Raw genomic sequence first — 14,668 nt, forward strand, 5'->3', positions numbered from 1 at the left:
TAGAACCCTATTAAAGTTTCGAGAGAGATAAGATTTAAAGCGAAGGGAAAACGTGCGCTTAATGCGCACGTCGGGCCAGGTTACGCATTCCGAAATCACGGATGCGCTGGCGATAATGTTCTTTGGTTTGAGGTCGCAACACAGAGCGATTTTCATCCAGTAGCTCCGCACCCATATGTTTAGCTACGGTCTCTGCGGTTGCCAGCATGCATTCGAAGGCATTCATCACATCCCGCGGCTCCTCCATTGACATAAAGAAGGTCAAACCACGGGTTTCCAGTTCATCCATGTTATCGATATCGAAGGTGCCCGGCTTAATCGCATTGGCCATACTGAACTGCACAGCACCTTCTTCGAGGCCATCTTCAAAGCGGTGGAAAATATCCATATCACCAAAGCGCATACCACAGGCGCTCACCAATGGCAGCAGTTTGGCGCCCGGAATCGCCAGATTCTCGGCGGCAAGCACGGTGATCGCCAATACACTTTCCGGCGCCGGTGTTTTCTCCAGTGACGGACGCTCGGCAAACAGATCCTTGGTTTCCGGAACCGGCTCAGCGGATTCTTTGTCAAACACAGCTTTTTTACGTGAAGCAGGCTTCACAGTCGACTTCGGCTTCGGCGCAGAAACCACCACCGGTTCTGCTACCTCGGGTAAAATCGGATCATCGGCGAACAAGGGCGCAGCTTCCACAGCCTCAGCCTCCGGTCCGTTATCATCCAGCAACAGCGTAATTGGCTTGTCCAGATCCAACTCGGGCTCACCGCTAACAGCGGCTACCTGAGGCTTAACAGGTTCAGCCGGCGGTGCACTTTCAGCCACGGTGTCTGACACGACGTCAGTCTCCGGATTATTGTCCACTGAACGGTGAAACAGCGGTTCCGGTTCTCGGGCCGGTTCTTCTGCTTCCACAAAGGATTCCGGTTCTGGCTGAACATAAGCTACCGATTCGTGCTCAACAATTGGTTCAGGACGAGTCTCGACGATGCGTGCTTTGGAAATAATGCCTTCATCCATTGCCACATCTGGCATATCCGGAGTAACAGCCACAACGGTTTCCGGATCACGCGCGATCTCTGGCTCATCGTAACCGTCCAGTGAAGGAAACAGTGGTTCGGGATCTTGTTCAGGCCGGGTATCCGCCTCGAAACGCATCGGCTCAATGTCTGGTTCCCGGTCGGCAGGCGCACCGTCCATATAAGCGGAGACCGCTTCCAGAGATTCGGGCACAGGGGATTCAGCAGATTCAGATTCGTAGTGCTCTGCAGAGGGCTGTTGTTCAGGTTCTGCTGAGGCTACACGCGCAGGCCCCAGCAATTCATCGAAATCTGCATTATCAGCAACTTGCGGCTCAACTGCATGTTCTTCCGGCTCTTCATTTACCCGATGGGAAGCAAAGGCTGCGTCCTCAGTGCCTCGCCGATCAATTTCATCACCAAAGGCGGGTTCGATACGGCCATCAGGTTCGATATCCGGCCTGTCAAAGAGCGGATCAGATTCAGCATGATCGTGGCCGTTATGACTTTCGCGCTTTTGCTCAAGTTCAGCAAATAGCGGATCTTCGCCTACCAGGCGAGCGCCACCGTTCGGCAGTTCAGGATTGTGAGTACGAACAGGCTCATCCGGCAGATCCGCTACATTGGGGTCAATATCCATGCGCAGACGGTTGCGGTTTCCATTCATCCGACGCCAGCCATCAAGGATGATTAGGCCGATCAGGATAACGCCCCCGATCACTAGCCATTCACGCAAACCGATATCCATAAATAAATCGCGCCCTCGTATTCTTTAGTACTGTAATTTTTCAGACTATAAAATTAGTCGACAACTCGATCAATAACCAACGTAAGTTCATTGTTGTCAGCACCAACCTGAACGGGACTAAGCGTACCATACAGATCACCCGAAGATGCCTGAGGCTGACCACTCAATGATACGCGTGCCGTAACTTCGACCTCGGTCTGCTGCGACAGTTTCGCCTGAGGCGACATTGCAGTGGAATCGTCCAGCACCACTTCGAGTGGCAGCTGGGACACCTGCAAGCGCACGGCGGCTAACGGCATGCGACCACCCACCGGGCGGGCAAAGACAAATACGACATGCTCAGGGTTCACCTGCGCTTTAAGTGACTCATCAATACTCAACTGAACTCGGATCTGGGCCGCTGCAGCATCGGCTGTAACCTCTGCTTCTGATGCTGCCACACCCCGTGCCTCGAGGCGCCCACGCGCAGTCTGAATTCCGGACTTGAGAGATTTCGCGGCGTCACCATCGGCATTAACCAGGGCCTTGCTCCAGTAATCGATAGCCCCCTGGTAGTTCTGCTGTTCGAAGGCGTCGATACCCAGCAGCCCCAGCGTTGTGATCTCAAACGGCTCAAGTGCCAACGTACGGTCGATCTGGTCCCGTACCTCCTGCGTGACTTTGTTACCACTGGCGAAGTACAGTGCCTGTGCATACTGCCCCATCACCCCGGCATATTGCGGTGCGTCTTCCGGCAGCAGTTCAATCGACTTGCGCAATGCGGCCAAACCTTCGTCATAACGCTTCATGCCGACATAGGTGGTACCGAGCATGTACCACCCCTCAGCGTTATCCGGACGCTGTTTCAGCTCCGCTTCCAGCATCGCCAGGGCATCCTCGATGGACGGTTGCTGGTTCTGCTGCAAACCCTGTTCTGCATTCAGGGCCAGCTCGAGATCCACAGAGCGCCCCAGTTTGCCATACAGGCCAAACGCAGCGGTTGTCATGATCATCGCTATCAGGGTAACCGTCACTGCAGTGCCGCTGGTTAGCTTCAGTGGCGCCACCTGCTCCTCTTCCACTGCTGCATCGTTCAGCAGGTTTTTTTCAAGCTCGAGTTTGAGCTCGTCAAATTCAGCCAGCTCCAGACTACCGCTGTTCAGCTCTGCTTCCAGCTCTTCAACGCGTTCACGGAAGATGTCGATATTCTGGTGTTTACGATCTTCTGCCTGCTCAACCTGCTGAAGCTTCCTGGCACGGAACAGCGGCCAGAACACGAAACCGACTGCCAGCAGTGTCAGTACTGCAATACCACCCCATAAACCCGTCATTTGTCGGTATCCTGATCAAGTAGAGAGTTAAGCTGCTGACGCTGGGATTCATCAAGCTCTGGTTTATCATCCGTCTTGTTGCCTGACGACGTGCGACGCGTCATCACAAACACCACCACGACACCAACCAGAAGCAGCGCAAACGGGCCATACCACAACAGGTAAGTAGAAAGATCCTTGCGCGGTTTGTACAACACAAACTCGCCGTAACGGGCCACCATAAAATCGGCGATCTGCTGATCGGTTTCCCCTTCGCCCAACATACGATACACCTCGTGACGCAGGTCTTTCGCGATCGGAGAGTTGGAATCCGCCAGGTTCTGGTTCTGACACTTCGGACAACGAAGCTCTTCCGTCAAATGCTGGAACCGCTGTCGGGTTTCGTCATCTTTGAATTCGTAGGTATCGATCGCTGCCGTAGCATGCACCGAGACCATTAACAGGAGCGTAGTGAACCAGCGAATCATTGACCTGCCACCTCCCCGGAGGCCAACTTATCCATCAAAGGGCGAATCTGGTCCCAAACACGCTGATCAACCACGCCCACATGCTTGTAACGGATCACTCCGTTGGCATCTATCACGTACGTCTCAGGCGCACCGTATACCCCCAGATCCAGGCCCAGGGCACCTTTGTCGTCGAAGATATTCTCTGCATACGGATCCAGATAGCGGCGCAACCACTCTTTTGCTTTGCCGCGGTCGTCCTTGTAGTTCACACCATAGATGGTGTACCCCTCTTCTTTGATCTTATTGAGCTGGGCGTGCTCCTCCTTACAGGACGGGCACCAGGTCGCCCATACGTTCAGCAACGCAGGTTTGCCTTTCAGGTCTGCCGGTGTGACCTGACGCTGCTCGTCGTACAGCGAGCTCATACTAAACTCAGGCAACGGCTTATCGATCAGCGCAGACGGCAGCTCGGTTGGATCAAGCTGCAGGCCTCGATAGAGAAAGATACCCATTACAAAGAAAACAGCTAACGGTACAAACAGGAAAAAACGGCGCATCTTAACTCTTCCTCACGCAAACTCAGGTTCAGTCGCTACAGGCTTGGACTGACGGCGCTTCGCCTGCTTTCGGTAACGCTTGTCTGCCGCTGCCAGCATGCCGCCAAACGTCATCATCAGGCCACCCAGCCAGATCCAGCGAACAAAGGGCTTGTACTGCATACGTACCGCCCAGGCACCACCTTCCAGCGGCTCACCCAACGCAACATACAGATCGCGGAACAACCCAGGGTCAATCGCGGCCTCGGTCATCATGTTGCCTCGCGCATTGTAAAGACGTTTTTCCGGATTCATAAGGGAGTACGGTTCGCCGTCTTTAAGTACCACGATACGGCCCATATCTGAACTGTAGTTAGGTCCGGTTACACGACGTGAACCTTCAAACACAAACTCATAATGCTTAAACGCCAAACGATCGCCCGGTGCCATGCGCATATCACGCTCTTCGCTGTAGAGTGATACCATCGTGATCCCTACGATACATACAGCCACACCCACATGCGCCAGCACCATGCCGTAGTAACTCAGGGAGAAGTTACCCAGCGCTTTAATTGGCGACGCTTTATGGGATACACGGTTGTACATATCCCGTATCCCGGAGAACACAATCCAGAAGCACAGAATCAGGCTTCCCATGGCGCGCCAGTCGTAGTCGATGCCGCCAAACAATGAGATCAGCACGCCCGCAACCAAGGCCAGCGCGCCCGGCAACCAGAGCTGCTTGATCAGAAACTCACCCTTGGTGACTTTCCAGCGGGCAATCGCACCGATGCCCATCAGCACCACCAACACCGACATCAGTGGAATGAACATGGCGTTAAAGTACGGCGCACCTACAGAGATCTTGCCCATCTGCAGCGCGTCCAGCAGCAGCGGATACAAAGTGCCCAGCAGGACCATAAACGCCACAACAACCAGTACGATGTTGTTCAGCAACAGGAAGGATTCACGTGAAATCAACTCAAAGGAGGATTCGGCTTTTACGTGCGCCGCCTTGATCGCATAAAGCAACAGCGAGCCACCGATGGTGATCGCCAGCAACGCCAGAATAAAGTAACCACGCTCTGGGTCAGACGCGAATGCGTGTACCGAGGTCAACACGCCGGAACGTACCAGGAAGGTGCCCAGCAGGCTCAGAGAGAACGCAAAGATCGCCAGTAACACAGTCCAGCTTTTGAAGACACCACGCTTTTCCGTTACCGCCAGACTGTGGATCAGGGCAGTCCCCACCAGCCACGGCATAAAGGATGCGTTCTCCACCGGATCCCAGAACCACCAGCCGCCCCAGCCAAGCTCGTAGTACGCCCACCAGCTGCCCAGTGCGATCCCCAGCGTCAGAAAGGCCCAGGCAATATTTGTCCAGGGACGGGACCAACGGGCCCACGCCGCATCCAATTGACCGCTCATCAGCGCAGCGATGGCAAACGCGAAGGCAACAGAGAACCCTACATACCCCATGTACAGCATCGGCGGATGGATGATCAGGCCGATATCCTGCAACAATGGGTTCAGGTCACCACCTTCCTGAGGATACATCGGCAGGTGACGCTCAAACGGGCTGGAGGTCAACAGTGTAAACAGGATAAAGCCAACGGCGATGATCCCCATCACTGACAGCACGCGTGCAACAATGTCCTGCGGCAGGTTGCGGCTTTTAACCGCAACGGCGTAGATCCACCCACCGAGAATCACCACCCACAACAGCAGGGAGCCTTCATGGCCTCCCCAGATCGCGCTGATCTTGTAGTAGACCGGTAGTGCGGTATTGGAGTTGGCGGCTACATACGCCACAGAGAAGTCATCAACGACAAAGGCATAACCCAGGCAGAAGATACTGATGACCAGAAACAGACACATACCCTTGGACAGTGGACGGGCATACCCCATCCACAACTGATTACCTGTGGAAGCGCCTACCAGCGGAACAACCGACAGCAGCGCTGCCAGGCACAGCGCAAGAATCAGCGCATATTGGCCAAGTTCAGGGATCATTTATTAAACTCCTCGGCCTCTGGCTTAGGCATGTTGCCCGCTTTTTCCAGAGCTTCCGCCACTTCCGGCGGCATATAGTTTTCGTCGTGCTTGGCCAGGACTTCGCTGGCCTGGAAAATCCCTGCTTCATCCATCACGCCCTGTGCCACGATACCCTGCCCCTCGCGGAACAGATCGGGCAGAATACCGGTGTATTCAACGGTGACGCTTTCAGCGTAATCGGTCATACCAAAGCTCACTTTCAGGCTGTTTGGATCGCGCGTAACGCTACCCTCAACCACCATACCGCCAGCTCGAATACGCGTATGTTCAGGCGCCTCACCGTTTACAATCTGTGTTGGGGAGTAGAACAGATTGATATTCTGACTCAGCGCAAACATAGTCAGCCCCACCGCAATCCCTACGCCGAAGACGATGAACAAAACAATGATCAATCGTTGTTTTCGTTTTGGATTCATGAGGTACTTTTCTCCCTGCGCAGACGACGTTTTAGCTCGGCTATCAGCTGTTTTTTACGTAGCAGCGGACTCACCAGATTGACAACAAACAGAACCAACGCAATGGCGTAGCTCAACCATACGTATTGGCCATGTCCATCCATGGCCAGAAACTCGGAAAAACTGTCGAAACTCACACTCACCTCACTGCTTTTCGATCAGTTCGCGTACCCAGCTGGCACGGCGTTCACGATGAATAATCTCGTTACGGGTGCGCATCATCAGGGAAACGGCAAAGAAACAGTAGAACCCTATGACCATGATAAGCAGGGGCACCCACATCTCTGCGGGCATGGCCGGACGTTCGGTTAACGTAAAGGTTGCAGGCTGGTGCAGCGTGTTCCACCACTCAACGGAGTACTTGATAATCGGGATATTCACCAAGCCGACCAGTGCCAGAACGGCGGTCGCCTGGGCTGCAGTGGCTTCGCTTTCAAAGGCAGAGTGGAGGGCGATCACCCCCAGGTACAGGAACAGCAGAATCAGCATGGAGGTGAGGCGTGCATCCCACACCCACCAGGAGCCCCAGGTCGGCTTGCCCCAGATCGCACCGGTTGCTAGCGCCAGAATCGCCATGGTCGCACCGATCGGTGCACAGGACTTGGCCACCATATCGGCCACTTTCATTTTCCATATCAGGCCGATTGCACCTGCCACCGCCATCAACATGTAGCAGGACTGAGCAAGAATCGCCGAAGGCACATGAATATAGATGATGCGGAAACTGTTACCTTGCTGATAATCCTGCGGCGCAAATGCCAGCGCCCAGGCAATACCCAAAACCAACAAAACCGCTGCAGGGATCGCAAACCAGGGCATCAACTTACCCATGATCTCATAGCTCCAGCGAGGTGACGCCATCTGGTAAAACCAGCGTGGCATCCATTTTTTGTTCTCTGCCATTTTAACCCTTATCCGCTCACGGAAATTCTTAAAGCTGCACCCACAGCCAACGGCGCTAGCCCAATACCCAGTGCCAGCATTGCACCCAACAGGGCAATGTAGCCATCCAGCGGTAAGCCAGTCACTGCGGCCTGCACCGCACTGGTACCGAAGATCAGCACGGGAATATAGAGAGGTAATACCAGCAGGGAGATCAACACCCCCCCCTTACGCAATCCCACCGTCAGTGCCGCGCCAATGGCTCCAACCAAGCTCAACGTCGGTGTCCCTAGCAGCAAACTGAGCATCAGTCCGCCCATCCCACCTTCCGGCAGGAAGAGCATTACCCCTAGCAAAGGAGCCAGTACCGCCAATGGTAAGCCGGTCAGCATCCAATGCGCCGTAATCTTACCCAACACCACCACAAACAGGGGCTGCGGGCTCAACAAAGTCTGTTCAAGCGTGCCGTCTTCGTAGTCAGACCGGAAGACACTGTCCATCGATAGCAGGGTAGCCAGCAAAGCAGCCACCCATACTACACCTGGCGCCACCTGCGCCAGGAAATCCGGCTCGGGGCTCACCCCCAGCGGAAAAAGTGTGGCTACCATCAGGAAAAAGATCAGAGGGTTGACCAGGTCACTGCGGCGACGATAGGACAACAGCAGATCTCGCTTCAAAACAGCCAGGAATAACCCGCCAATAGACTGCTCCCCGGTTCGCACCGGCTCTTTAGTCAGCATTTCGCTCATGAAGTTCCGGCCAGTTTATCAAGATTGATTCGACGCACCCGATCGCCCATATTCAGCTCATGATGGGTTGTCAGAATCACACTTCCGCCATTTTCAGCGTGGCGAGCAATAAGAGCTTCTTTTTCTGCCACACCGCGTTTGTCGATCGCCGTAAAGGGTTCATCCAGAATCCACAACTGTGCATCACTCAGGTACAGGCGCGCGAGGCTGACACGGCGATTTTGGCCCGCCGATAGCATATGACAAGGCACATCTTCATAGCCTTTCAGTCCCACCTGCTCCAACGCATCATAGATACGCGACTGATCGATGGAAGAAGGATGCATTGCGGCATACCAGTTAAGGTTTTCTTCGGGGGTAAGAATCGCTTTAACACCCGGCTGGTGACCGAAGTACAGCAGCGAGAGTCGAAAATCTTCCGCGACATCGGAAATGGGTTCACCTTTCCAGTAGATACCCCCTTCAAAGTTGCGGGACAATCCACTCAAAATACGCAGCAACGTGGTTTTACCACTTCCGTTCTGACCTTCGATCTGAACAACTTCACCTTGTTTCACATCGAAAGACAGGTTATCAAAGAGAATACGGTCGTCCCGTTCACAGAAAAGCCGTTCTACCGTTAACAGCGGCTCGGACAAAACACCCACCCCAAGCCGAAACCCCGGCTTATTTCTATACTTTAAAGCGGCATGGCCGACACAATAATTCAGCGGCTCATTATATACGAATTCACGACCTGTGCAGCAGCCGTCACTATGGAGAAAAGTATTGTTTCCGCAAATTTCCACCCTGTCTTTAGCCCTACGTGAGAGTCCGCCGGAAACCCAGCGCACGCTCAGTCAGGTGTTAAACCAGGATACCCCCCAGGATGCCAGGGTACTCAGGTCCACTGCCGAACCCGGCGGTAACGGCAGTGCACGCATCACACTGGAGGTCAACGGAAAGACGGTACAACTGCTCACCCAGCAGCCGCTGCAAAGCGGCAGTTTGCTGAAAATCAGCCTCACCAGCGACGGCAAGATCCTGCTGCAACAAGCGCCAGCGGCTTCCACTGTTACCCCCACACCTGGCAACCCTTTGTTACAAACGCCCGCGCCCCAACAAGCTCCGAGCCAGATCCAGACTCAGCCTCAAACACAGATACCGGCACAAGCGAAGGTCGCGGCGCAGGTTATCAGCCTCAAAGCCAGCTCGGAACTGATCCCGATCAACAAAGGCACAACCATAGAAGGCACGGTGATTAAAAGCACACCACTTACACCTGCTCCGATAAACAGCGGCAGCGCAAATCCAACCGCCCCAAGTGGAGCAACCTATTCCCGACCGATCCCCGGAAGTATGGCGTTCCAAGGTGCAAACTCGAGCACACCGGCCCCAGCACAACAGCCTGCATCAGTGCCCGTAGCGCCACAGCCACCGGCTTCTGCAACTGTCACCAAAGTGGTCGCACAGCAACCGGCACAACCTGCCCCCCCTGCGCCACCATCAGAGACAGGCAATGCAGGCACCACGGCTAGACAAACTAGCCCCACAGCTCAAACACCAACACCGCAGACGGGCACTGTACCAAGTCAGCCATCTGCTGCGACGACTCGGACCGGAACTGCGCCCCCAGCCCAGTCACCAGCAACTCTCTCTCAAACAGCCACAATACCGTCCACTCCGGTGACGACGCAGACATCTAGCCAGGCGGTCCCCTCCCCTCAAGGAACATCATTGCCGCCCACCACTGCACCGCCACAAGCAGCCTCAGGCACCAACGCGCCAGCACCCGCAATGCCAGCAGCACCCAGCAACCAAGCCACGGGGAACGCAACAGCAAGTAAACCGACACCTGTGGTTCAGGCAGCACCACCCACGCCAACGCAACCACAAGGAACAACCAGCCCCGCTTTCAACATCGATATACGGCTGACAAGCGGTCAATCCACATCGCTACAGGCCAGCACGGCTCTGCAACCCAATACTCAGTTGCTGATCTCTCGGGATGCAGAGGGCCAAATATCAGCCCGCATTCAGCCACAAACACCCAATATCGATAGCGTGCAACGGGAACAGAGTGCGATCCAGGACGCCCTGCGCAACGCCCTTCCCAACCAGCAACCGGTGGGCGAAGTACTGGCACAGTTACAGAATTCAGCCGCACAAACCCAAACCGCTAAACCCGAGGTATCCGGCTTGGTGCGTTCCATGCTGCAGCTGTTTGGTGTACGTCCGGGCACACCCGAAGCACCACAAGCACTGCAACGCAACGTTCAATCCGGCGGCATGCAGACCGAGTTCAATCTGGCATCCGGTAAAGTGCCGGAGAAAAACGACCTCAAAAGTCTGTTACGGCAATTGCAGCAAGCGAGCACAGATCTGCCCGTTGAACAAAGGCAACGGATTGAGCAACTGATTCAGAATATGCAGTCGAGAATTACCCATAACCAGGTCTCCTCGCTGCAACAGTGGAAAGAAGCCCCCGATGGCAGCTTTGAACGTGTCATTCAGCTCGACATCCCAATCATCGGTAACAACCGCACCGATAATTTAGAACTGCGCATTAGCCAGGAGCGCGGTGGGCAAAGTGATTACGAACTTGCCACTCTCTGGCGGGCACGACTTCACTTTGATCTGGAGGAATTTGGCGCCGTCGATGCCGAGATAAAACTCACCGGTGACGAACAAATCCAGGTGCAGTTCTGGTGTGACGAGAAGACGACACAAAGACATATCCAGAAACAGCTACAGGATTTCGGCCAGCTCCTTCAACAGAAGGGATTTGCCGAACCTGAGCTCAACTGTTACCACGGTCACTCACCCAACCGAGAAGGTGATCTGATCCAGAAACATTTGGTGGATATCCACACATGACTGATATCGAAAAGCGCCAACAGGCCGTCGCATTAAAATACAAGCTGGGCGAACAGTCCGCTCCTACCGTGGCAGCCAAAGGCCAGGGACTGATTGCGGAGCAGATCATCGCCCTTGCCGAGGAAAGTGGTGTTCATATCCACGAGAGCCCGGAACTTGTGGAGGTGCTGGTTCGCCTGCATGTGGGGGATGAAATCCCAGAAATCCTGTACAGGGCGATTGCAGAAGTGATTGCGTTTGCGTACAGCCTGAAGAGCCAGAACTGAGCGCACACTGAATTAAAGCGCGGATTACGCCGGTGGTTATTTTTGGTGATTGAGCGCTTCGGTGGCCTTAAGCTCCTGATGCAACAGGGCCATCAGCTCCGCCTCAGGACGACCAATACCACAGCTTTCAACCAGGTCGTCAACGTTAGCCCCCATCTCCATCAACCGTGCCGCCTGATTGAAGGCCATTGCGCCCGGATCACGGTTTTCAAGCTCCAGTTGCTTTTCCGCAGTCGTGTTAAGCTTTTGCTCAATCTCAATCACACGACGCCCCATGCCTATGGATGAGTTGGTGATGGCCTGGATCTCGTTACGTAGCAATCCAATCAGCGCCTGTTGGCGACGTTCATGCTCGCGCACCCGTCTGAGCAGCACAAAACAGCTTACCAATGCCAGCAAGCTGAGAAGTGCAAAAATAGGTGTCCAGATGGAAAAATCCGCCACGGCGAGCTCCGAAACTGAGAGGTACAGGCTTAAGGATACTAAAGCATTCCTGCTTTATACAGCCTGCGAAACATTACGCTTGCTGGTTCAGCAACATCTGCAGCTTATCCACATCAAGGATTGCACAGCGTTCTGTCATATTCGTGCCCAGTAACCAGGGGCGTGATTTGTTTTCACCTGCCCACACAATATCGCTATGGGACATCCGAATAGACTTAACCAAGGTGTCACATGCCAACGCCCAACGGCGCCCCTTGAGGATCAGCACCTCTTCGTAGTTAGCCTTAGCCGCATCAAACCGGCCTGACAACAACCATTGCCCGGTATCAACAACACTGGTCTCTTTGCCCATCGCATTAAAGAAACCCAATACCCATTCATGCTCCAGATCGAGATGTAAAGTCAGGCGTTCCATGGAAACCGCGCCCTCCACATCGTCTACAGGGATAGCCAACGTCAACCCTTGTAGCTGAAAGAGGATACAATTAAGCACATTATCAGCTACATGCAGGGCGGGCTTGAATGAGTTATCAGCGGCAGGAGCGGCCGACAACACAACGTCTGGAGTGGGCTCCGGGGTTATTTCTGGCGCTGACCGGGTCGGCTCAGCGCCTGCAGGTGGCTCGTTTTCTATTACAGATTGCGACACTGCCGGTGCTGCGAACAGGTCCGGCTCTTCTGATACCGGTTCAAGCTGTAGCTCCGGCTCAAAACCGACCTGATGAGAATAGGTTGCAACGTCTTCCATTTCATTGATCAGCTCCTCAGGTGCAGCAAGCAACTCAGATTCCCCAAAAAAGAGTTCTGTTTCAGAAAACACCTCTGATTCTGCCTGATCATCGGCCACAACCAGCTCAGGCTCATCATCTTCTACCAGATCCTCGATCCCAGATGCATCGGCTTGAGCAAACCCTTCCTCTACAACAGCAGGCTCATCTAATACTAGAGCTTCCGATACAGCTTCTCGAGGCGCGGTTGCACCAAGTACAGACTCTTGCAAAGCTGCAGGCTTAGTGCGCTCCAGCGCACCAATTGCTTTCAGCTCTTCCATGGTGTCATGTGCCAAGGTGTCCGGGTCTTCTAACAGTGACTCGAGGTAATCAAAGACGACCTGCTGATTGCCGGTCTTTGGGGCGTAGAATTCGTTATCCTGTTCCGTTTTGCTCATACAGTCGCCTCCTGTTTCTGAGACTCTACCAAAGTGCGCAGTATGCGGGCATAGGCATGCACACCACGACTGCTGGAATCTACGGATGAAGGCACAAGCCCCTTAATACTTGCGTTACGTAACTCAGGATCAACCGGCACGATCGCGCTGGAAATGCGGTCCGGGTATCGATTGTGCAGCTCACGTAAACTAGTGACGGACGCATGCGCCCGGCGATCGTAAAACGTGGGAATAATGGTGTAGTTCAGCTTGTTCTTGCGGGCCTGGTTAATCATACCGATTGTACGTACCATCCGCTCCAAGCCTTTCAGCGCCAGGAATTCGGTCTGTACTGGCACCAGAAGATGCTGACAGGCCGCCAGCGCATTCACCATCAACACCCCCAAAATCGGCGGCGTATCAATGATGACATAATCATATTCTTCACGCACAGTCAGCAGGGCTCTTGCGATCTGCAGCCCCATACCTTCTTGACCAACGGCGCGTCGTTCCAGCGTAGCCAAGGCCGTCGACGCCGGCATCAACTCAAGACGCTCATGGGATGTTTCCAGCAACATTCGTTGCACGGTTCCATTACTGATCGGGTTGCTGCCTTCAAACAGGTCAAATACGCTGAATTCCAGCTCGTCGGGATCGTAGCCAAAATAGCTGGTCAGGGAGCCGTGTGGATCAAGATCAACCAACAGCACCCGATAGCCTACTTCCGCCAGGAGCCCGGCCAGACTGACAACAGTGGTGGTTTTACCTACGCCACCCTTTTGGTTTGCGACGGTCCATACCTGCATATGTACTCACTCATCTTCCTGCGATTCAGAATCCGGTTCAGGTACTACCTGCCGGAACAGCTTGCCGCCTGTGGCGGTCTGAACCTGCTCAATCACCGGCGAACTTTTTGGTTCACTCGGGTCTGTAGCAATCACCGTAGACACGGCATCTTTACTCACCTGCTGACTGCCAAACGCCGACAGCGTACGTCTGACTTTTTCATCACGCGAAACCACAATCACCACACGGCGGTTGAGCTGGCGCCCCTCTTCCGTGCGGTTGCTGTAAGCCGGTTGATGTTCACCATAACCCACAGCGGCCATACGCGCCGGATCGACGCCATAATAGGTCAGAACCCGGACGACGGCTGCCGCACGCGCCGCCGAAAGCTCCCAGTTCGATGGAAACTGTGCGGTTTCGATCAACTGGTCATCGGTAAAACCTTCAACATGGATCGGATTGTCGTAGGGCCTTAATACCACGGCCAAGCGTTGCAACAACTCATCCGCTTCCGGTGTCGGCGTAGCCTGACCGGAACGGAACAACATCCCTGAACGCAGCTCAATCGATAACCATAATTCGTTGCTGACAAGCTTCAGATCCTGGGCGGATACATTCGGTTGAATACGCTGCTCAAGTCGCTGACGAATAGTACGAAGCTGATCGCTTTCCGTCTCATCCGGCGCATCCAGGTCTGGCGCAGCTTCTTTTGGTGTATCCGGCATCGCGGGCTCTTCTCCGATGCCGATAATCGCCCCCTGGCCGGAGCCGATAATCGCCGCTTCAAGCCCTGCCCCATCAAACGCGCCGGTCAGCGCTTTAGAGAGCTCTTTGTACTTCTCTTCATTAACGCTGGAGAGGGAGTACATCACCACGAAGAACGCGAACAACAGCGTAATGAAGTCGGCGTAGGAGATCACCCACCGATCGTTGTGCACATAATCTTCAGGTGGATTACGTCTTGGCAT

16 protein-coding genes are annotated in these 14,668 nt (G+C 54.3%); 2 read left to right on the plus strand and 14 right to left on the minus strand.

What is annotated here, in order from left to right; genetic code table 11:
- Positions 1-58: 58 nt before the first annotated feature.
- The 10 genes from zipA to ccmA are packed head-to-tail and all read right to left on the minus strand — an operon-like array spanning position 59 to position 8,839.
- Positions 59-1,765 carry a cell division protein ZipA gene (gene zipA / locus QKW35_RS00540; protein WP_282350118.1) on the minus strand — a complete coding sequence of 569 codons (1,707 nt, stop codon included), beginning with the start codon at positions 1,763-1,765 and terminating at the stop codon, positions 59-61.
- Positions 1,766-1,818: 53 nt separating this feature from the next.
- Positions 1,819-3,075 carry a c-type cytochrome biogenesis protein CcmI gene (gene ccmI / locus QKW35_RS00545; RefSeq protein ID WP_282350119.1) on the minus strand — a complete coding sequence of 419 codons (1,257 nt, stop codon included), beginning with the start codon at positions 3,073-3,075 and terminating at the stop codon, positions 1,819-1,821.
- Positions 3,072-3,542: a cytochrome c-type biogenesis protein gene (locus QKW35_RS00550; protein WP_282350120.1), complete on the minus strand. Its 471-nt coding sequence runs from the start codon at positions 3,540-3,542 to the stop codon at positions 3,072-3,074. Before QKW35_RS00550 ends, ccmI begins: the two co-directional genes overlap by 4 nt.
- Entirely contained in the window at positions 3,539-4,081 is a 543-nt protein-coding gene (locus QKW35_RS00555) for a DsbE family thiol:disulfide interchange protein (protein ID WP_282350121.1), read from the minus strand. Before QKW35_RS00555 ends, QKW35_RS00550 begins: the two co-directional genes overlap by 4 nt.
- Before the next feature lie 12 nt (positions 4,082-4,093).
- Positions 4,094-6,073, minus strand: a complete 1,980-nt coding sequence (locus tag QKW35_RS00560) for a heme lyase CcmF/NrfE family subunit (protein ID WP_282350122.1) — start codon at positions 6,071-6,073, stop codon at positions 4,094-4,096.
- Positions 6,070-6,531, minus strand: coding sequence for a cytochrome c maturation protein CcmE (ccmE, locus tag QKW35_RS00565; protein ID WP_282350124.1), 462 nt, complete (start codon positions 6,529-6,531; stop codon positions 6,070-6,072). Before ccmE ends, QKW35_RS00560 begins: the two co-directional genes overlap by 4 nt.
- Complete coding sequence (gene ccmD / locus QKW35_RS00570) at positions 6,528-6,707, minus strand: heme exporter protein CcmD (RefSeq protein WP_282350125.1); 180 nt, start codon at positions 6,705-6,707, stop codon at positions 6,528-6,530. The genes ccmE and ccmD overlap by 4 nt, the downstream gene beginning before the upstream one ends.
- Before the next feature lie 7 nt (positions 6,708-6,714).
- Positions 6,715-7,473 (minus strand): heme ABC transporter permease, encoded by a 759-nt coding sequence (locus QKW35_RS00575; protein ID WP_282350126.1) that lies wholly within the window; start codon positions 7,471-7,473, stop codon positions 6,715-6,717.
- Positions 7,474-7,481: 8 nt separating this feature from the next.
- A complete protein-coding gene (gene ccmB / locus QKW35_RS00580; protein WP_425607979.1) occupies positions 7,482-8,201 on the minus strand; it encodes a heme exporter protein CcmB in 720 nt (239 codons plus the stop codon).
- Positions 8,198-8,839: a cytochrome c biogenesis heme-transporting ATPase CcmA gene (gene ccmA, locus QKW35_RS00585; RefSeq protein ID WP_282350127.1), complete on the minus strand. Its 642-nt coding sequence runs from the start codon at positions 8,837-8,839 to the stop codon at positions 8,198-8,200. The genes ccmB and ccmA overlap by 4 nt, the downstream gene beginning before the upstream one ends.
- 130 nt (positions 8,840-8,969) lie before the next feature.
- Between ccmA and fliK the strand changes: the two genes are divergently transcribed.
- Both fliK and QKW35_RS00595 read left to right on the plus strand, forming a co-directional pair.
- On the plus strand, positions 8,970-11,057 hold the full coding sequence (fliK, locus tag QKW35_RS00590) for a flagellar hook-length control protein FliK (protein WP_282350128.1): 2,088 nt from the start codon (positions 8,970-8,972) through the stop codon (positions 11,055-11,057).
- Positions 11,054-11,323 carry an EscU/YscU/HrcU family type III secretion system export apparatus switch protein gene (locus tag QKW35_RS00595; protein WP_282350129.1) on the plus strand — a complete coding sequence of 90 codons (270 nt, stop codon included), beginning with the start codon at positions 11,054-11,056 and terminating at the stop codon, positions 11,321-11,323. Before fliK ends, QKW35_RS00595 begins: the two co-directional genes overlap by 4 nt.
- 36 nt (positions 11,324-11,359) lie before the next feature.
- Here the strand turns inward: QKW35_RS00595 and QKW35_RS00600 are convergent, their stop codons facing one another.
- The 4 genes from QKW35_RS00600 to motD all read right to left on the minus strand — a co-directional run bounded on the left by QKW35_RS00600 (position 11,360) and on the right by motD (position 14,668).
- A complete protein-coding gene (locus tag QKW35_RS00600; protein ID WP_282350130.1) occupies positions 11,360-11,767 on the minus strand; it encodes a DUF2802 domain-containing protein in 408 nt (135 codons plus the stop codon).
- A gap of 73 nt (positions 11,768-11,840) precedes the next feature.
- Entirely contained in the window at positions 11,841-12,935 is a 1,095-nt protein-coding gene (locus QKW35_RS00605) for a chemotaxis protein CheW (RefSeq protein WP_282350131.1), read from the minus strand.
- On the minus strand, positions 12,932-13,720 hold the full coding sequence (locus QKW35_RS00610) for a ParA family protein (RefSeq protein ID WP_282350132.1): 789 nt from the start codon (positions 13,718-13,720) through the stop codon (positions 12,932-12,934). The genes QKW35_RS00605 and QKW35_RS00610 overlap by 4 nt, the downstream gene beginning before the upstream one ends.
- Before the next feature lie 6 nt (positions 13,721-13,726).
- Positions 13,727-14,668 carry a flagellar motor protein MotD gene (gene motD, locus QKW35_RS00615; RefSeq protein WP_282350133.1) on the minus strand — a complete coding sequence of 314 codons (942 nt, stop codon included), beginning with the start codon at positions 14,666-14,668 and terminating at the stop codon, positions 13,727-13,729.

The organism is Pontibacterium granulatum, from assembly GCF_029961155.1.
Lineage (GTDB): Bacteria > Pseudomonadota > Gammaproteobacteria > Pseudomonadales > Balneatricaceae > Pontibacterium > Pontibacterium granulatum.